The sequence below is a fragment of the Bacteroides fluxus YIT 12057 genome, assembly GCF_000195635.1.
Lineage (GTDB): Bacteria > Bacteroidota > Bacteroidia > Bacteroidales > Bacteroidaceae > Bacteroides > Bacteroides fluxus.
The window spans coordinates 1-20318 of sequence record NZ_GL882636.1; the positions used below are offsets into that span (position 1 = coordinate 1).

Below are 20318 nucleotides of genomic sequence, written 5' to 3' on the forward strand. Positions count from 1 at the left end.
AAGAGGTTGAAGAACATGTTTTTTCAAGGTAAGGGAGGAGGGGAAAAAGGGGGACACATTATATATATACGCGCGTATATACAGCGCTTCAAAAGTATATGGATATGCAACCCGGATCCAATATATAAAAACTAAATAAGCTTAGCACATACATGTCACTAATCACTTTATACATACTAACCATAGCCTATATAAAAAGAAAAAATTAAAATATAAACATACTATTTGAATCAAAAAATCCAATTTAAAAGTCAATTCGTCCTACTCATTCGAAAAAGAAAGCCGTATTTTGTTCCGCACATTATAAATCTTAAAAAATCATGAAAAAGCGATCCGTACTTGGCTATTTATTTCTCTTATTCTTATCTGCATGTACTACAACATCTCAAAAAGAAAGCGGTCAATGGGCAAAGATGCCCGAAATCCTGAAGAATATCATACCTCCCACTTTTCCCGACAGCACTTACAACGTAACTGATTACGGAGCCAAGAATGATACAGCATTCGACAGTCGTCCTGCAATTTTGGAGGCAATCAATAAATGTAACCAAAATGGGGGAGGTACAGTACTTATCCCCGCCGGAAATTATTTCATCAAAGGTGCCATTACCCTGAAAAGCAATGTAAATCTACACATTGTAGAAGGAGCACGACTGGAATTTTCAACCGCAGCTTCTGATTACCTCCCTATGGTACTGACCAAATGGGAAGGAACTGAATGTTTCAACTACACCCCTTTCATCTACGCTTACCAATGTACCAATGTGGCACTGACCGGCAAAGGGACTTTAGACGGAAACGGCGCTGTCACATTCAACGGATGGCATGCCAAACAAGGCCCCGCCGTTGACCGGCTCCGCCAAATGGGAATTGATTCCATCCCCGTTTATGAGCGTGTATTTGGCGAAGGGTACTATCTCCGTCCCTGCATGATACAATTCTATGGCTGTAAAAACGTGTTAGTTGAAGATGTCCGGATTTTCGACTCTCCATTTTGGATTATCCATCCTGTATTCTGCAACAATGTTACCGTACGGAACATATACATTGACAGCAACAACTACAACAACGACGGATGCGATCCAGAGTCTTGCACGAACGTACTTATAGAGAACATGGACTTCAATGTGGGCGATGACGGAATAGCCATCAAGTCCGGACGTGACCAAGACGGATGGCGTATCGGGCAAGCTACAGAAAATGTAATTATCCGTAACTGCCATTTTGCTCGTTGGGCTATCACGATCGGTAGTGAAACGTCCGGTGGAGTACGGAATGTCTACATAGAAGACTGCAAAATCGACAGTTGCCGGAACGGTATTTATTTCAAGTCCAATCTGGACAGAGGTGGTTATTTCGAAAACTTGAACATGCGTCGTATCGAGGCTGACGTATGCTTATGGGGAGTTGTCAATTTCCGCACAAACTATCATGGATACCGCGGTGGAAACCATCCTACCCTTTTCCGTAATATCTGCATAGAAGACATCAACTGCAACCGGGTAGATAGTGTGGCATTGATGGCCAATGGCCTGCCAGAAGCTAAACTGTACAATATCACACTGAGGAATATCAAAGTTAAAAAGGCTCCGAAAGCCATACAGATGGACAATGTTGTCAATCTGACTCTTGACAATATAGAAGTCAACGGCAAGCACATTACTTCCCAAGAGGAGAAAGAATAAGACTTACCTGTAATCCCCCAATCTACAATACAAAGAACGTCCGGATCTTATAAGACAAAGCATCCGGACGTTTTTTTATAAAAAAACATAGACGAAACATACTACAAACCAGCATCTGTCATACCAGACAGACCTTCCACAAACGGCGGATTATACTTTCTTTATTCAACTTGCAAGGGACGCTTGCGCCAATCATCCTTCACATAGCTATCCGGATAAGCAGTCTTATCAATAATCTCGCCACCTTTCAAGTGAATCCAGGTAGTAAACGTACGCGCACCTTCTTTCATCAAAATAACACGCGCACCATTTGACAAATGGTTATATTCAGTATTTCCACCGGTAAAACGGCCATAAGCCAACAAAAGACCTTTCCACATCACGGCATAATCATTATCATGGTCATGTCCCACAAAGGTACCCATTACATCTCCGGCTTCTTTCATGGCCGCAAACATCCCTGTATTAACAGCAGCGGCACAAGCTTTCTCCATGCGAGTTCCTATCAATATGGCATTTTCATCCGCAGCAGCTTCATTGTATTCCGGCAGAGGGATATGGAAAAAAGCCAACGCAGGCAAAGGTTTTCCACCATTTCGTGCCGTATAAGCGGCACTTTGTCCACGATACCAGTTCACCTGATCAAACGTAAGCCAGTCATAGCCTTTCACATCCGGCAATTTTGAGTACGAATGGGAATCCAGACAATAAAGCAAAGCCGCATCCTTCTTGCCATCCGAAGACTTCAGGGCAAGAACATAGTCAGGAGACTCTACCGCCCCGCGGTCCGGTTGAATATTATAAGGCATGGAGCGAATCACATCATACAGTTCGGCACGCGTCTTACCCTGTTCATTGTCATGATTGCCAAAGGTTACCACAAAAGGAATCTTACGGGAAGAAGCGCAGGACAATACCGCACGCATAGCCGTATCAGCAGGCGCGGCATATACAATATCCCCTGTAAAGACAACCAAATCGGGACGCTCCGCATCAAGCACTTCATTGATGCGCTTCAAAGCAATATCGGAAGCAGGATTTCCGTATTTAAAATGAACATCGGTAAACTGCACTATTTTAAATTCTCCGTTCTTATTGAACTTTAAAGGTGCAACTTGTGCCTGACAGAACAAAACAGACAAGAATACCAGGCAAAGGGTTAAAGAGATCTTCTTCATTTTAATTTCTGAGGTTAATTATAGATTAGGACATTTTATAGAAAACCAATATGATTATTCCTTAACAATCAGTACAGTGGCATAGGCGGAGATACCTTCTTCGCGCCCCGTAAAACCAAGTTTCTCTGTAGTAGTGGCTTTGATAGAGACATCATCCTCATCTATTCCCATCACAACAGCCAAGACCTGCTGCATTTCGGGAATACGCGCTTTCAGTTTGGGACGCTCAGCGCAGATAGTGGCATCAACATTACCGACAGAATAACCTTTAGCCGCTATCAGTTCCACAGTCTTCTTCAATAAAATTTTGCTGTCGATATTCTTGAACTCACCGGCAGTATCGGGAAAATGGTAACCTATATCCCGCATATTCGCCGCCCCCAGCAATGCATCACAAAGGGCATGAACAAGCACATCTGCATCCGAATGCCCCAACAATCCCTTCTCATGCTCCAGACGGATACCCCCCAACCAAAGCTCACGACCTGTCACCAACTGGTGGACATCAAAACCAAAACCTACACGTATCTTCATATAATCACTTCTTTTAAATGACACGAAAATACGGAAAAAACAGATACCAGAAAAGGAGAAAACACAAATTGCACGGTTTACATCAGATTTTTTTCCTAAAGAAGCTTATCGCCCAATGCCAACTGATATCTTGTGAACCCATACATTTCAAACGCAGAGTGCAGAATCCTTGTATTGACAGGCCAACCGACGATAAACATCCCGCAGTTTGTCAAAAAACGCATAATCGGGCATCAGCGTACAAAATTTATAAGAATGATTCGACTAAATGAGATACAATGAAACAAACGAATATAAATCAACACCTTCTAACGGATATGAAAATCCAGCAGTTTATCTTCTCCAAGATAACCTTGTAAATGCTGGCCTATACTGACAGGCCCTACACCGGCCGGGGTACCCGTAAACAACAAATCACCTATTTTCAGTGTCATGAAGCGGCTGACATACGCTATGATATCATCTACCCGGAACAGCATATCCGAGGTATTGCCGTGCTGTACCTCCTTGTTATCTATTGTCAGACGAAAATCAAGGTTCTGCACATCGCCTCCCGCCTGCTCCAAAGGAACAAACGCGCCAATAGCTGCGGAATTGTCAAAACCCTTGCATAGTTCCCACGGATTACCTGCTTCACGAAATTTACGTTGAAGGTCGCGCGCCGTGAAATCAATGCCCACGGTTACCGCATCATAATAACGGTGTGCAAACCGCGGGGCAATATTTTTCCCCAAACGGCAGATACGTACCACCACTTCCGTCTCATAATGCACCTCTTCCGAAAAATCGGGAACGAAAAATGGCTTTCCATCTTTCAATATGGCAGAATCGGGCTTCATGAAGATGACCGGCTCCTTGTTTACTATCGCATGCCCCAGTTCCTGATTGTGCCGGGCATAGTTCATTCCTACAGCTATAATCTTCATTTACTTGATTTCGTTAAAATTCAACCGGTTAAACATGACAGCCAAATGGGCGTACAAGGAAGTGTTCTGGACAACGATATCTTCCGGCACCCGGATACGGAACGGAGTAAAGTTCCATACAGCCTTAATGCCTCCTGCAACCATAGCATCCGTTATCTGCTGCGCTATTTCAATGGGGACAGTCAGCACGCCGATATTGACATCATATTCCTTCATCTTCTGTTCAAACTCATCCGAGTGGTAAATGGGGATTCCGTTCAGCATTGTTCCTACCAAACCGGGGTTCACATCAAAAGCAGCCACTATTTCCAACCCGAAATGGCTCAGACCCGAGTCGCGCAACAAAGCACCGCCCAGGCTTCCAACTCCGAAAAGAAAAGCCTTATGTATATTGGTAAATCCCAGAAAATCCTCCAAAACAGCTATCAGCGTATCCACTTCATACCCCACGCGTGTACGCCCCGAGATATTCACATACGACAAATCCTTCGCTATCTGGGAGGCATCTATATTGATTTCCTTAGAAATCTGAGTAGAGGAGACGAAGCGTTCGCCCTTTTGCCTCAGCAACTTCACATTCGACAAGTACCACGGCAACCTGCGCAAAGTAGGCTCCGGCACTTTCATGCTATCCTTTTGTTGAATTGCTCGGTTCGCGGTCATCTCTTCATTCCTTTAGATTACGGATTGACAAAAATACATCTTTTTCCGCAAAATAAGAGCCATACAAAGCAAAGTTAACATAATTTCTACAAAAGTGTTACATCAAAGCAGGCACCACGGCAGCAAACTATACAGAAAAAGATTGCAAGATTCCATACAAAATAGTACTTTTGATTCGGATAATACAGAACTGATATGAAAAATAATGATTGGAAAGAAAGATTGAATGTAGTCTATTCTACAAACCCCGACTATAACTACGAAATGGAAAACGATGAAGAGCAAACCACCCTTCCAGCTGCCCGGCAACGCCTCCGCGTACAACTGGACAGAAAAAACCGGGGCGGCAAAGTAGTGACCTTAATCACCGGGTTTGTCGGTACCGATAGCGATATGAAGGAATTGGGCAAACTGCTGAAAAGCAAATGCGGTGTAGGTGGAAGTGCCAAAGATGGAGAAATCATCGTACAAGGTGATTTCAAACAGAAAGTGCTGGAATTATTGAAGAAAGAAGGCTATACGCAGACCAAACCGGTGGGATAAAATTACCACTTCAAAACAGATGATGCGTTTGGGTCAAACAGATGATCTGTCAGGAGGAAACAGATGATGCGTTTGCCCTCAACAGATGATGCGTTTCGAGAGAATAAAACAGCATAAAAAAACGGTCGCTACGGATGTCCCGTGCGACCGTTTTCGTATTCTAATCGAAATAGAATTATTCAGCGCGCAAAGTGAAACGCTTGAAGTCAACCACCTTCAATTCAGGATCAGCTTCCTTCAACGCTTCTCTTACCGTCTTCTTGGCATCCATGATGTCTTCCTGGTTCAACAGGCAAACCTCCTTCAAGAATTTACCCAGACGACCCTTAGCAATGTTCTGAATCATTTGTTCGGGCAGATGAGCAGCCTTCTCAGCAGAAACCGTAGCAATGATTTCTTTTGCTTTGGCTACATCCTCGGCTGTAATCCATCCCTTGGCCATGTTGCTTTCCATGTGGTCTTCGCTGTCCACGTGAGCCGGATTGATACCTGCTTTCTTCAGAGCAGCTTCTACAGCCTTCTGCACTTGTTCAGCTTTTGTCTTATCGATAGCAACTTCGATTTCTTTCTGCTTGATTTCTTCAGAAACACCGTCTTCATCAACAGCGATAGGATTCATAGCAGCAATCTGCATAGCTACTTGCTTAGCCAATTGCTCGTCCACATTCTTGTTGAAGGCAACGATCGTACAAAGACCGTTTCTGTTCATGTGATTGTAAACAACGGTAGCTGCACCTTCTACAGTCATATAACCGTCGAGTTCCATTTTCTCACCTGTAATACCGCTGCGGTCGGTTACTGCATCCTGCACAGTACCGTTACCCATCGGCAATGCTTTCACCTCATCCAAAGTCTTGCACTTGTTGGCAACAGCAAGGTCAAGAATATCCTGAGTCAATTTTACGAAGTCGGCATTCTGGGCAACAAAGTCAGTTTCACACTTCAAAGCGATGATAACGGCAAAGTCCCCGGTAGTCTTAGCCAAAACACAACCTTCGGAAGCTTCGCGGTCTGAACGCTTGGCAGCTACAGCCTGTCCCTTCTTACGGATAATTTCCATTGCCTTGTCGAAATCACCTTCTGCCTCGGTCAATGCGTTCTTGCAATCCATCATACCAGCACCGGTCATTTTGCGGAGCTTGGTTATATCAGCCATACTTACAGCCATAATATCTTTATTGTTTTAATGTTTATAATAAAAAAAGTAGCAAGTAGTGGTAGTTAAGTAGTAAGTAGAAGATACTCTATTTGCTAACTTATGTAAGCAGAACATTTTCTACTTACTACTTAACTACCTACTACTTGACTACTTCTATGATTAAGCCTCTTCGTCTTCCTTGATGAAAGCAGCAGCCTTGGCAGCATTGATTGCTTCCTCGTCAGACTTGTCGAGTCTTGCTTTCGCAGTTTTTTTCTTGCCCTTGTTAGCAGCAGCTTCACCGGCAGCTTCCATATCCACCTTTTCAGCCTTACGTTCTTCCAGACCTTCCTGCATAGCAGCGCAGCAAGCATCAAGAATAACTTCTATTGATTTAGTAGCATCGTCATTTGCCGGAATAACGAAGTCGATGTTTGAAGGATCAGAGTTCGTATCAACGATACCGAACACAGGGATACCCAAACGATTAGCTTCACGAACTGCAATGTTTTCTTTCATTACGTCGATTACGAACAAAGCAGAAGGCAGACGAGTCAGGTCAGCGATAGAGCCCAAAGTCTTGTCCAACTTGGCACGTTGACGAGAGATCTGCAGAATTTCTCTCTTGGAGAGGTTAGAATAAGTACCATCGTTAGTCAGTTTATCGATAGTAGCCATCTTCTTCACTGCCTTACGGATTGTCGGGAAGTTAGTCAACATACCACCCGGCCAGCGCTCGATTACATAAGGCATATTTACAGATGCAGCCTTGTCGGCAACCACCTGCTTAGCTTGTTTTTTAGTAGCAACAAACAGGACTTTCTTTCCTGATTTAGCGATTTGCTTCAAAGCTTCAGCAGCTTCGTCAATTTTAGCAACCGTCTTGTTGAGGTCAATGATATGAATACCATTGCGCTCCATGAAGATATAAGGAGCCATTGCAGGGTTCCACTTTCTTTTCAAGTGACCGAAGTGGCAACCGGCTTCCAATAATGTATCAAAATTAGTTCTTGACATTTTGTTTTAATCTTTAAATCGTTTACTTTCTTTTTTGTTTTTTCTAAACCAACCGCCGGGTAGTCTGTCCAAACAAAGAGTCCCGGTAGTTTAGATACTAAACGCTTTTTCAGTTGAGAGTTGAGAGGTGAAAGTCGAGAATTAAGCAACTTGTCCGCCCCAACCGTTCTCCAACTCTTAACGTTTACTGAACTGGAATCTACGACGTGCTTTCGGTTGTCCCGGTTTCTTACGTTCAACAGAACGAGGATCACGAGTCATGAAGCCTTCAACACGAAGAGCAGCCTTGTCCTCAGCATTGATCTTCACCAGTGCACGGGCAATTGCCAAACGCAAAGCCTGAGACTGACCTGTAAAACCACCACCGCAGAGGTTCACTTTGATGTCATACTTTTCAGCTACACCCAGTTTGTTCAACGGTTGTTTTACTACATACTGGAGAATGCTTGATGGAAAGTACTCTGCGAGGTCTCTCTTGTTAATAGTAATCTTTCCAGTACCTTCGCTTACGAAAATACGTGCAATTGCACTTTTACGTCTGCCTAATGCATTTACTACTTCCATTATCTCTTATTTAAGTGCGTTAATATCAATCATTTTCGGGCTTTGAGCTTCATGTTTGTGCTCGCTGCCTGCATAAACGTACATATTGCTCAGCAATTGAGCACCCAGTTTATTCTTAGGCAACATACCCTTTACTACTTTTCTCAGCAACTTGTCATCACCGTTCGGCTTCGCCTGCAAACGAGCAGGAGTAATTTCTCTCTGACCGCCGGGATAACCTGTATATGACAAATATACCTTGTCATTCCACTTGTTACCGGTTAATTTTACTTTGTCGGCGTTGATAATGATCACATTATCGCCACAATCTACGTGAGGAGTAAAGTTTGGTTTATACTTTCCTCTCAACAGTTTCGCAACTTTTGCGCCCAGACGACCCAATACTTGGTCTGTAGCGTCAACAATGACCCATTCTTTAGTCACTGTAGCTTTGTTTGCAGAAATGGTCTTGTAACTTAAAGTATCCACTCTTAATTGTTTTTTAAATGTTACTACTAAATATTTGCTTCACCACGAATTAACCGCCTCGGACAAAGGGAGATTAACTCGCTATGAATTAAATGCTTATCCTTATGAGATAATAATCGGCTTGCAAAGGTACGGATTTTCTTAAAACTGGCAAACGTTTTCTACTTTTTTTTAGAAAGCCATACGGCTGATATACAACAAAAAAAGTTATCCTGCGGGGCTTGTTTCAACTTCCCCGGAGGATAACTCCCCAACCGGCCTTCCGCATGCAATGCTCCTCTTACAGAACTTTTCAAGCAGGCGGAAGGGATAAACAAATTCCGTCATCTGACGATATCTTCAGGGAACTTGTCAGGCATACTCACCCGCTTCCAGGTTTCATGAAACCAGGTATTCAGTTCGTTCCCATTCAAATCTTTCGAAATGAAATACTTCAGGTACATCACCCCATCCTCACCCATTTCGAATTCCAGTACATTATCCTTATGGTCCAACATGGGCAAATGGATATTCTTCTCGATACTTTCCTTATAGGAGTTGTCTGTCAGCTGTTCATAAGTGCCGTAACCCGTGATGATAGCGTCCGAGCCGGGAATAATCGTAAAATTGACAATACGCCCGTCATCACTTAATACCTTGAATGTATTACTGGGCCTCAACATTCCCGGAACATCCGGAATTTCGGACACATAATGACATAACTGCCAGATACCCACCAGATTCGCAGGTTTAAACCTGGCGTTCTCCTGCGCCTTCGCTCCTGTTACCGCAAGCAGCACCGCCGCCAGCATGGTAAAGAAATACTTCCTTTTCATATTCGTATGATATTGGTTAACGTTATGTCGTTCCGGTATGATACAAATATAAAGATTTATTTCGGGATTATAACACTCCAGACATAAAAAAAGTCCGCACAACGTAAAGTTTGCGCGGACTTCATTATCTGACTTATGCTCTGTTCCGGAAGAATTAGAATTCAGCGTTACGCGGAGTACGCGGGAACGGTATCACGTCACGGATATTTGTCATACCGGTAACGAACAGCAAGAGACGTTCAAAGCCCAGACCGAAACCGGAGTGAGGGCAGGTACCGAATTTACGTGTATCAAGATACCACCACATATCCTTCATCGGGATGTGGAGTTCTTCGATACGTGTCATCAGCTTGCCGTAATCCGCTTCGCGTTCAGAGCCACCGATGATTTCACCGATCTTCGGGAACAATACGTCCATGGCACGAACCGTCTTGCCGTCTTCATTCTGCTTCATATAGAATGCCTTGATCTCCTTCGGATAATCAGTCAAGATGACCGGACGTTTGAAATGTTCTTCTACCAAATAACGTTCGTGTTCAGAAGCCAAATCAACGCCCCAATATACCGGGAATTCAAACTTATGACCTTTGGCAACCGCCTCTTCCAGAATCCGGATACCTTCCGTATAAGGAAGACGGACAAAACTTTCTTTCAACACCCCTTGCAGGCGCTCAATCAAGCCTTTGTCGAACATGTCATTGAGGAACTTCACGTCATCGGCACAGTTGTCCAATGCCCACTGCACACAATATTTGATGAAATCTTCAGCCAAATCCATGTTGTCCGTAATGTCATTGAATGCAACCTCCGGCTCAACCATCCAGAACTCTGCCAAGTGGCGGGGAGTATTGGAATTTTCCGCACGGAACGTAGGACCGAATGTATAGATGGCTCCCAATGCGGTGGCCGCAAGTTCGCCTTCCAACTGACCGGAAACCGTCAGGCTTGCCTGTTTTCCGAAAAAGTCGTCATCATAAATGATAGAACCATTCTCGTCCTTCTTCAAATCATACAGGTTCTTCGTAGTCACCTGGAACATCTGTCCGGCACCTTCACAGTCCGAGCCGGTAATGATAGGCGTATGAAAATAGAAGAAGCCTCTGTCATGGAAGAATTTGTGAATAGCTATCGCCATGTTATGACGAATACGGAACACGGCGCCGAATGTATTCGTACGGGGACGCAGGTGAGCTATCTCACGCAAGAACTCCATGGAATGCCCCTTCTTCTGCAACGGGTATGTATTGTCACAGGTACCCAGCACCTCTATTTCCCGAGCCTGCACCTCAGCTTTCTGACCGGAACCCACAGATTCGGTCAATATACCGTTCACACTCAGACAAGCACCGGTAGTGATGTCCTTCAACATTTCTTCGTCGAAGTTGCCCAAATCCACTACAACCTGCACATTATTTATTGTAGAACCGTCATTCAGCGCAATAAAGTTTACTTGCTTACTACCTCTGCGGGTACGAACCCAGCCTTTCACGTTGACCATAGCGCCAAAATCCTCACGCTTCAACAGGTCAACAATCTTTGTTCTACTAATCTTTTCCATAAAACAGTTATTATACCTTATATTATATATTACTCAAAAGATCCCATGCGCAGGAAGTTCACCTCCTGTTCCGTGAGGTACCGCCATTCACCGCGACGCAGACCTTTCTTGGTTAAACCGGCAAAGAACACACGGTCCAGTTTTACAACCTTATATCCCAACGATTCAAAGATACGGCGTACGATACGGTTTTTGCCGGAGTGAATTTCAATGCCTACATCATCTTTCTTGAAATCATCCGTATAGCTGATAGCATCCGCATGAATCTCACCGTCATCCAGCTGGATACCGGCGGCAATCTGTTCCATATCGGCTTTCGTCAGATTCTTGTCCAAGTGTACGTGATAGATTTTTTTCTTCAGATACTTGGGATGCGTCAATTTGGAAGCCAAATCGCCATCATTCGTCAGTAACAACACACCGGTGGTATTACGGTCCAGACGGCCTACAGGATAGATACGTTCACTGCAAGCTCCTTTCACCAAATCCATTACGGTACGACGCGCCTGCGGATCATCAGAAGTTGTCACAGTATCTTTCGGCTTGTTCAGCAAAACGTAAATCTTACGTTCAATGCTGACCGCCTGGTCGTGGAACTTCACTTCATCACCACGCTTGATCTTGGTTCCCAATTCCGTCACCACTTCTCCATTCACCGATACCACTCCTGCCGTGATAAACTCATCAGCCTCACGACGTGAGCAAACACCTGCATTAGCCAGGAATTTATTCAAACGGATCGGGTCGTTCGGATCCACAAACTGCTCTTTATACTCAATCTGCTTTTTCTTACTGTATTTGGCATTGGGGTCATAATCGGCAGAACGGCGAATCGGACGGCTATAGCTATCTCTGCTGCCATACCCGCCGGGTCTTCCTCCGGCATTTGAGTCATAGCGCGGACGATAAGGACGGTCGCCTCCTGCATTATTTCCGTAGGGACGTTGCGGACGGTCGCCGTTGTTCTCGCTATTGTAGCGCGGACGATAAGGGCGGTCACTGCTGCCATACGAACGATCATTATTATAAGGACGTTGCGGACGATCACTATTATAAGGACGCTGCGGACGGTCACTATTGTAAGGACGCTGCGGACGATCACCGCTTTCACTGTTATAGCGCGGACGGTAAGGACGGTCACCCCCTGCATTATTTCCGTAAGGACGTTGCGGACGTTCGCCGCCATTCTCACTATTGTAGCGCGGACGGTAAGGGCGGTCACCGCTACCGTATGAACGGTCGCTGTTATAAGGACGTTGCGGACGTTCACCGCCTTCAGCATTAGGATTGAAACGCGGGCGGTAAGGGCGGTCACTATTATAAGGCCGCTGCGGACGATCACCGCTTTCACTGTTATAACGCGGACGATAAGGACGATCGCTGTTTTCACGATTGTAAGCCGGGCGGCTGTAGCCCCCTTCTCTGTTAAACTGGTTACCATCACGGCCGGCACCCGAGTTCTCCTCTGAGGAAGAAGCATCACGCCAAGTTTCGTTTTCTGTACTCATTGTTTTATTCGAATAAAATTAAACCTACTGACCTCACGGTCATTCATTTTCTCACTTATACCTTAAATTTATTGTAGTCTATAAACAATTACCGGATCAAAAGGTTGTGAATCCACTCCGGCTCCTTCATGTTGCTTAAATTCCCGTATATGTATGGGGAGTAATCACACGCAATTCATTCTTTATCTCTTCACTAACATTCAATTCTTCTATAAACTCCTTGATAGAAGCCTCTGTAATAGCCTGATTAGTACGAGTCAACGCCTTCAATGCCTCGTATGGATGCGGATAAGCCTCCCGACGCAAAACAGTCTGAATGGCCTCGGCCACCACACTCCAGCAATTATCCAAATCGCGATAGATGGCAGGTTCGTTCAGCAACAGCTTGCGCAACCCCTTCAGCGAGCTTTGAACTGCGATAATGATATGTCCGAAAGGCACACCGACATTACGCAGCACGGTAGAATCCGTCAAGTCACGTTGCAAGCGGGACACCGGCAACTTCACGGCCAGATGCTCCAATATTGCGCTTGCCATCCCCAAATTGCCCTCAGCATTCTCAAAGTCAATCGGATTCACCTTATGCGGCATCGCGCTGGAACCCACTTCACCGGCCTTGATCTTCTGCTTGAAGTATTCCATGGAAATATATTGCCAGAAATCACGGTTCATGTCAATCATAACCGTATTGATGCGCTTCATTGCATCAAAGATGGCGGACAGATTATCGTAATTTGAAATCTGGGTAGTATATTCCTCACGCTCCAGTCCCAACTTTTCAGCCACGAACTTGTTGCCGAACGCCTTCCAGTCATATTCAGGATATGCAACGTGATGGGCATTATAGTTACCGGTAGCGCCACCGAACTTTGCAGTCACCGGACAAGCCTTCAAGTTAGCCAGTTGGCGTTCCAAACGGTAAACAAACACCATCACCTCTTTGCCCAGACGAGTCGGAGAAGCCGGTTGCCCATGCGTTTTAGCAAGCATCGGTATGTTTGCCCATTCTTCGGCATATGTGCGAAGCTGCGCAATCAGTTCCTCAATCTGGGGATAATACACCTGTTCCAAAGCTTCTTTTATAGACAAAGGAACGGAGGTATTGTTAATATCCTGGGAAGTCAGTCCGAAATGAATGAACTCTTTATAATCGTCCATTCCGCCCAACTTGTCAAATTCTTCTTTCAAAAAGTATTCTACAGCCTTCACATCATGATTCGTCACGCTTTCAATGTCTTTGATACGCTGTGCGTCGGCTTCGGAGAAGTTACGGTAGATGTTTCTCAAGGTTTCGAACACACCCTTGTCCACCCCTTTCAACTGAGGCAAAGGCAATTCACACAAGGTTATGAAATATTCCACTTCAACTTGTACGCGGTACTTTATCAGTGCAAATTCCGAAAAATAGGCAGCCAAAGCTTCGGCTTTACCTCTGTATCGACCGTCAATCGGAGAGATTGCGGTAAGTAAATCAAGTTTCATACGTCGTATTTTGATAATTATCAGGCTGCAAAATTACTGCTTTTTTCTGAGTAACAAGGCATAAAGGGAAAAGAAATTAAGAAAAGGAAGTTAACGGATAAAAAAAGGTCCCGCATTTACTTGCGAGACCAAACAAATAAAAATGTTCTAAACGTGGGCGTTGACGGATTCGAACCGCCGACCCTCTGCTTGTAAGGCAGATGCTCTGAACCAGCTGAGCTAAACGCCCTTTTGGAGAACGAAAGTGCTTGTTTTTTTGTGTGGGCGTTGACGGATTCGAACCGCCGACCCTCTGCTTGTAAGGCAGATGCTCTGAACCAGCTGAGCTAAACGCCCTTACACTTCCGTTTCAAAAGCGATGCAAAGGTACAGCTTATTTTGACATTACCAAAACTTTTGCGTATTATTTTCTAATCTTTTTTTCATCAAACTTCAATACACACTGTTTTTCAAGCAATTATACTTCTATATTTTTTGCAATATTTTTTCGGATCACTTTTGCAGGATTGCCGACGGCCACACTATCGGACGGAATATCTTTAGTAACCACACTGCCCGCGCCGATTACGCAACGGTCGCCAATCGTCACTCCGGGACAGATGACAGCTCCTCCGCCAATCCAGCAATCCTCCCCTATCGTTACCGGATAGGCATATTCTTTTTCCGTCCGGCGTTCCAGATAGTCCATCGGATGGTGAGGGGTATAAATTTGCACACAGGGGCCGATCAATGTATGCGCGCCTATCGTTATATATCCCCCGTCCAAAAAAGTGCAGTTTGCATTGACAAAAACATGCCCGCCCAAACGTATCCCGTCTCCATGGTCGCAATGAAAGGGCGGACAAATAACGGATGTCGCGGGAATCCCCGGAACCAGTTCTTCCAATAAACTCCGGTACTCCTCATCATAGGTACTCAATACACGCATTTTCGCCAACAACCTCTTGGCATGCTCAAACTTCACCTGTATCTCCGGAGCAGACATATCCGCCAACCGGGAACTCCGCATTTTTTCAACCTCATTCATAAAGTTTCTTTTTTATCCAGTAAGACAAATCCTTATTCAACAAGCCAAATTCTTATCCAGCAAGCCAAACAAAGATAAACATTTAAACCTGATATAACAAAAGAGCGAGCAACCTTTCGGCAACCCGCTCCCGCAATCGTTTCCTGAACGACTTATATTACTTATATTCCTGCCAGCTCTTGATCTGGATATCCTCAAGCTTCATTTCACAGAATGCTTCGATGAAAGCACCCGCCAGGCGGGCGTTTGTAATCAACGGAATATTGTGGTCAATAGCCCCGCGGCGAATCTTGTAACCATTGGTCAGCTCACGCTTCGTATGGTTCTTCGGAATATTCACAATCAGGTCAAACTTATGTTCCGCGATCATCTTCATCACATTGTTCTCGGCATCCGCACGCTCATCCGGCCAATAGACAGCTTCGGTAGTCACTCCATGCGCATTCAAGAAGGCCGCCGTACCTGCCGTAGCGTAAATCTTATAGCCTTTGGCAAAAAGCATACGGCTGGCATCCAGCAAATCAACCTTCGACTTCATGGCACCCGAAGAGAACATTACACCCTTTTGAGGGATAGAGAAACCGGTAGCTATCATGGCATTCAGCAACGCTTCGGAGAAGTCGTCGCCGATACATCCCACTTCACCGGTAGATGACATATCTACGCCCAATACCGGGTCTGCCTTGTGCAAACGGGAGAAAGAGAACTGGGAAGCCTTCACGCCAATCCAGTCGATATCAAACGCAGACTTGTCCGGACGCGTATAAGGGGCATCCAGCATGATGCGAGTAGCCGTTTCAATGAAATTACGTTTCAGCACCTTCGACACGAACGGGAAGCTGCGTGAAGCGCGGAGGTTACACTCGATGACCTTCACCTCATTGTTGCGGGCCAAGAACTGGATATTGAAAGGACCGGAGATATTGAGTTCTTTGGCTATCTGGCGGCTGATTTTCTTGATACGACGCGCCGTGGCAAAGTAAATCTTCTGCGCCGGGAACACCAGCGTGGCGTCACCGGAATGCACACCGGCAAATTCCACATGCTCGGAGATGGCGTATTCCACCACTTCACCGTTCTGGGCAACAGCGTCGAATTCTATTTCCTTCGTATTCTGCAAGAACTGGGATACCACCACCGGATATTCCTTGGACACCTCGGCAGCCATCTTCAAAAAGTTCTCCAGCTCTTCTTCGTCATAGCATACATTCATCGCAGCACCGGAAAGCACGTACGACGGACGGACCAGTACCGGATACCCCACCTTCTCCACGAAGCCTTTTACATCTTCCAGACTGGTAAGTTCCTGCCAAGCCGGCTGGTCAATGCCCAGTTGGTCAAGCATGGCAGAGAACTTGTTACGGTTCTCGGCACGGTCAATAGAAATCGGTGAAGTTCCTAGGACAGGAACAGACTGGCGGTAGAGTTTCATTGCCAGATTGTTCGGAATCTGTCCGCCTACAGACACAATGACACCACGCGGCTGTTCCAGGTCTATCACATCAAGCACACGCTCGAAGGAAAGTTCGTCAAAGTAAAGACGGTCGCACATATCATAGTCCGTAGAAACCGTTTCCGGGTTATAGTTGATCATGATGGATTTATAACCCAACTTACGGGCCGTCTGAATGGCATTCACCGAACACCAGTCAAACTCTACGGAAGAACCGATGCGGTAGGCACCCGAACCCAATACCACCACTGATTTCTCGTTCTTGTAGTAGTTCACGTCATACCCCTGCACCGCATATGTCATATAAAGGTAGTTCGTCAGTTCCGGATGTTCGGAAGCCACCGTATTGATGCGCTTCACAGCCGGCAAGATGCCCAATTCCTTACGGCGGGCACGAACCATCAGGTTTTCTTTCTCCATGTTGCCAGCCGGATTCAACACGAAACGGGCAATCTGGAAGTCAGAGAAACCTAAAACTTTCGCTTCACGCAACACATCGGCCGGAATATCTTCCACTTTATCATATTGAGACAATTTCAGCTTGTAGTCAACAATGTTCTTCAGTTTGCCGAGGAACCACGGGTCGATCTTCGTCAATTCGAAAATGCGGTCAATAGTATACCCTTTCTCCAAGGCCTCAGCGATGGCAAACACACGCAGGTCGGTAGGATGGGACAATTCATAATCCAAATCATCGAATTCCAGACCGTCATTGCCTACAAAACCGTGCATGCCTTGTCCGATCATACGCAGCCCCTTCTGGATAATCTCCTCAAAAGTACGTCCGATAGACATGATTTCACCAACAGACTTCATGCTGGAACCGATTTCACGGCTGACACCCGCGAATTTCGTCAAGTCCCAACGCGGGATCTTACAAATCAGATAATCCAATTGCGGAGCGACGTACGCAGAGTTGGGAGTTCCCATCTCACCGATCTGGTCGAGCGTATAGCCCAGTGCAATCTTGGCAGCCACAAACGCCAACGGGAAACCGGTAGCCTTGGATGCCAATGCAGAGGAACGTGACAGGCGGGCATTCACCTCAATGACACGATAATCATTGGTTTCGGCATTGAATGCATATTGTATGTTGCATTCACCCACGATGCCCAAATGGCGGATACATTTCGTAGAAAGTTCCTGCAGCATCTTCACTTGCCCGTCGGTCAAGGAGCAAGTGGGAGCCACTACGATAGACTCACCTGTATGGATGCCCAACGGGTCGAAATTCTCCATGCTTGCCACCGTAAAGCAGTGGTCGTTGGCATCACGGATTACCTCGAATTCTATTTCTTTCCAACCCTTCAGAGATTCTTCCACCAGAATCTGCTTAGAGAAAGTGAAAGAACTCTCTGCCAACTTAATGAATGTATCTTCGTCCGGACAGATACCGCTGCCCAGACCGCCCAAAGCGTATGCAGAACGCACCATTACCGGATAACCGATTTCACGGGCGGCTTTCAGCGCTTCCTCCATGCTCTCGACCGCATGACTTTTCGGAGTCTTCATTGGAATCTCGTCCAATTTCTTCACAAAGAGATCACGGTCTTCAGTGTACATGATAGCCTCTACCGAAGTACCCAATACACGCACACCATATTTCTGGAGAATTCCGTTCAAATAAAGTTCAGTACCACAGTTCAAGGCAGTCTGTCCGCCAAATGCCAGCAGGATGCCGTCGGGTTGTTCTTTCTTAATGATTTCCTCCACGAAATAAGGAGTCACCGGCAAGAAATAGACTTTATCGGCAATACCTTCCGATGTCTGGATAGTAGCAATGTTCGGATTTACCAATACCGAACTGATACCTTCTTCACGCAATGCCTTCAACGCTTGCGAACCGGAATAATCAAACTCCCCGGCCTGACCAATCTTGAGCGCACCAGAACCCAAGACAAGCACCTTCTTTAAATTCTTTTCCATATTCTCTTGTTGTCTATTAAGTTACGAGTTACAAGTTACAAGCTACGAACTACGAGTTGTAGCTATTTCACAAAAAAAATGCGTTACCCCAATAAAGGATTAACGCATTACCAAAGAACTAAAAATATCGTTTTCGGAAAAAGAGAAATTAATGACTCCCGAATGGAACTCATTCGAATGGAGGTTATAATTAAGTCTCATTTCCTGCGGTTGCATAGTTGTCTTTAAAATTTGTGCAAAGTAACGACTTATTTATGAGAAGAGCAAATTAATCAGAATAATATTTTTTAAGGGCAACCTTCAGCAAATAACTCTTGAAAGAGTCAACTGATATTATAACTAAGTATTAACTCCGTCAACCATCCTTACAAGTAAGATTAAGGAGTAGTCAACCTAAAGCATTAAACTACAAACAGCATTCTGTTTCCTTAAACCAAACAAAGTGTTCACACCTGTGAACTAACGCTTTACGGAAACAAGGTATCATCCAACCCTTGCCGTTCCTTTCCCTGACTGACAAGAACAGACATCCCGCAAGGCGTCGGGCAGCCTTGCAGACGCCTGGTTATAAGTATATTTCATGAATACCTTATACAAACTTGCTTATTCTCCCAAGAAAACTTACCTTTGTAACCATTATGGCCGAGAACGGCTATACAAACAAAGAATTAAAAAAGTACAAGAATATGGCTAAAGAAAAGATTATCCTCACGGGTGACCGCCCCACCGGGCGACTGCACATAGGACACTATGTAGGTTCATTGCGCAGAAGAGTTGAATTACAGAATTCCGGATTGTATGACAAGACTTTCGTCTTCATCGCCGACGCACAAGCGTTGACCGACAATATGGAGAATCCGGAAAAGGTGCGCCAAAACGTTATCGAGGTAGCTCTCGACTACTTGGCTTGCGGACTGGACCCGACGAAGAGCACCATCTTCATCCAGTCACAAATACCGGAGCTCTGCGAACTGACGTTCTATTACATGGACTTGGTTACCGTCAGCCGCCTGCAACGTAACCCGACGGTGAAGACCGAAATTCAGATGCGTAACTTCGAGACGAGCATCCCTGTAGGTTTCTTCACTTACCCCATCAGCCAGGCAGCGGACATCACCGCTTTCCGGGCAACCACCGTCCCGGTAGGTGAAGACCAGGAACCGATGATTGAGCAGGCTCGTGAAATAGTACGCCGCTTCAACTATATATATGGTGAAACATTGGTGGAACCGGAAATCCTGTTGCCGGACAACGCCGCCTGCCTGCGCCTGCCGGGAACTGACGGTAAGGCCAAAATGAGCAAGAGCCTCGGCAACTGCATCTATCTTTCGGACACAGCCGACGAAGTACAGAAGAAAGTTAAGAGCATGTACACCGACCCCGACCACCTGCGCGTGCAAGATCCGGGAAAGATTGAAGGTAACACCGTATTTACCTACCTCGACGCTTTCTGCCGTCCGGAACACTTCGGACTGTATCTGCCCGAATACCTAAATCTGGACGAATTGAAAGCACACTACCAACGTGGAGGCCTGGGTGACATGAAAGTGAAAAAGTTCCTCAACGAAATCATGCAGGAGACACTGGAACCCATCCGCAACCGCCGCAAAGAATTTGAAAAGGACATTCCTTCCATCTACGATATGTTGAAGAAAGGCTGTGATACTGCAAGGGAAGCCGCCGCCTCAACTTTGGACGACGTCAGGAAAGCTATGAAAATAAACTATTTCGATGACGAAGAGCTGATTGCCGAACAGGTGAGAAAATTCAGCGGAGAGTAAGGAGGGGGATAGTTACAAGCTACAAGGAGCTACCGGTTACAAGTTACCGGTT

17 protein-coding genes and 2 tRNA genes are annotated in these 20318 nt (G+C 45.5%); 3 read left to right on the forward strand and 16 right to left on the reverse strand.

Going from position 1 to position 20318, the window contains the following annotated elements:
• Positions 1-320 precede the first annotated feature (320 nt).
• Positions 321-1685 (forward strand): glycoside hydrolase family 28 protein, encoded by a 1365-nt coding sequence (locus HMPREF9446_RS09470; protein WP_009125396.1) that lies wholly within the window; start codon positions 321-323, stop codon positions 1683-1685.
• A 161-nt stretch (positions 1686-1846) separates the two neighbouring features.
• Here HMPREF9446_RS09470 and HMPREF9446_RS09475 read toward each other — a convergent pair whose 3' ends face one another.
• The 4 genes from HMPREF9446_RS09475 to HMPREF9446_RS09490 form a co-directional block, all read right to left on the reverse strand.
• A complete protein-coding gene (locus HMPREF9446_RS09475; protein ID WP_009125397.1) occupies positions 1847-2863 on the reverse strand; it encodes a metallophosphoesterase family protein in 1017 nt (338 codons plus the stop codon).
• Between the two features lie 54 nt (positions 2864-2917).
• Entirely contained in the window at positions 2918-3397 is a 480-nt protein-coding gene (gene ispF / locus HMPREF9446_RS09480; RefSeq protein WP_009125398.1) for a 2-C-methyl-D-erythritol 2,4-cyclodiphosphate synthase, read from the reverse strand.
• 308 nt (positions 3398-3705) lie between these two features.
• Positions 3706-4323, reverse strand: a complete 618-nt coding sequence (locus HMPREF9446_RS09485) for a fumarylacetoacetate hydrolase family protein (RefSeq protein ID WP_009125399.1) — start codon at positions 4321-4323, stop codon at positions 3706-3708.
• Entirely contained in the window at positions 4324-4986 is a 663-nt protein-coding gene (locus HMPREF9446_RS09490; RefSeq protein ID WP_009125400.1) for a redox-sensing transcriptional repressor Rex, read from the reverse strand. It lies immediately after the preceding gene.
• A gap of 195 nt (positions 4987-5181) precedes the next feature.
• Here HMPREF9446_RS09490 and HMPREF9446_RS09495 point away from each other — a divergent pair, with 195 nt between their 5' ends.
• Positions 5182-5529 (forward strand): translation initiation factor, encoded by a 348-nt coding sequence (locus HMPREF9446_RS09495; protein ID WP_009125401.1) that lies wholly within the window; start codon positions 5182-5184, stop codon positions 5527-5529.
• A 175-nt stretch (positions 5530-5704) separates the two neighbouring features.
• On the opposite strand, the gene tsf is transcribed toward HMPREF9446_RS09495, so the two are convergent.
• The 12 genes from tsf to carB all read right to left on the reverse strand — a co-directional run bounded on the left by tsf (position 5705) and on the right by carB (position 18485).
• Positions 5705-6697, reverse strand: a complete 993-nt coding sequence (tsf, locus tag HMPREF9446_RS09500; RefSeq protein WP_009125402.1) for a translation elongation factor Ts — start codon at positions 6695-6697, stop codon at positions 5705-5707.
• 150 nt (positions 6698-6847) lie between these two features.
• Positions 6848-7684: a 30S ribosomal protein S2 gene (gene rpsB, locus HMPREF9446_RS09505; protein WP_009125403.1), complete on the reverse strand. Its 837-nt coding sequence runs from the start codon at positions 7682-7684 to the stop codon at positions 6848-6850.
• A 177-nt stretch (positions 7685-7861) separates the two neighbouring features.
• On the reverse strand, positions 7862-8248 hold the full coding sequence (gene rpsI, locus HMPREF9446_RS09510; protein WP_009125404.1) for a 30S ribosomal protein S9: 387 nt from the start codon (positions 8246-8248) through the stop codon (positions 7862-7864).
• Positions 8249-8254: 6 nt separating this feature from the next.
• Positions 8255-8716, reverse strand: a complete 462-nt coding sequence (gene rplM / locus HMPREF9446_RS09515; RefSeq protein WP_009125405.1) for a 50S ribosomal protein L13 — start codon at positions 8714-8716, stop codon at positions 8255-8257.
• A 323-nt stretch (positions 8717-9039) separates the two neighbouring features.
• Complete coding sequence (locus tag HMPREF9446_RS09520) at positions 9040-9531, reverse strand: DUF4488 domain-containing protein (RefSeq protein WP_009125407.1); 492 nt, start codon at positions 9529-9531, stop codon at positions 9040-9042.
• Between the two features lie 154 nt (positions 9532-9685).
• Positions 9686-11089: an asparagine--tRNA ligase gene (gene asnS, locus HMPREF9446_RS09525; protein WP_009125408.1), complete on the reverse strand. Its 1404-nt coding sequence runs from the start codon at positions 11087-11089 to the stop codon at positions 9686-9688.
• Between the two features lie 29 nt (positions 11090-11118).
• On the reverse strand, positions 11119-12597 hold the full coding sequence (locus tag HMPREF9446_RS09530; RefSeq protein ID WP_039968976.1) for a pseudouridine synthase: 1479 nt from the start codon (positions 12595-12597) through the stop codon (positions 11119-11121).
• 135 nt (positions 12598-12732) lie between these two features.
• The gene (purB, locus tag HMPREF9446_RS09535) at positions 12733-14079 is read right to left on the reverse strand and encodes an adenylosuccinate lyase (RefSeq protein WP_009125411.1); all 1347 of its coding nucleotides are present in this window, start codon (positions 14077-14079) and stop codon (positions 12733-12735) included.
• Positions 14080-14233: 154 nt separating this feature from the next.
• A tRNA-Val gene (locus HMPREF9446_RS09540) sits at positions 14234-14308 on the reverse strand.
• Positions 14309-14340: 32 nt separating this feature from the next.
• Positions 14341-14415 (reverse strand) — tRNA-Val (locus tag HMPREF9446_RS09545).
• 121 nt (positions 14416-14536) lie between these two features.
• Positions 14537-15106, reverse strand: a complete 570-nt coding sequence (locus tag HMPREF9446_RS09550) for a sugar O-acetyltransferase (protein ID WP_009125412.1) — start codon at positions 15104-15106, stop codon at positions 14537-14539.
• Between the two features lie 157 nt (positions 15107-15263).
• On the reverse strand, positions 15264-18485 hold the full coding sequence (gene carB / locus HMPREF9446_RS09555) for a carbamoyl-phosphate synthase (glutamine-hydrolyzing) large subunit (protein ID WP_009125413.1): 3222 nt from the start codon (positions 18483-18485) through the stop codon (positions 15264-15266).
• A 686-nt stretch (positions 18486-19171) separates the two neighbouring features.
• Between carB and trpS the strand changes: the two genes are divergently transcribed.
• Positions 19172-20266 (forward strand): tryptophan--tRNA ligase, encoded by a 1095-nt coding sequence (gene trpS, locus HMPREF9446_RS09560; RefSeq protein ID WP_039968979.1) that lies wholly within the window; start codon positions 19172-19174, stop codon positions 20264-20266.
• Positions 20267-20318: the final 52 nt, after the last annotated feature.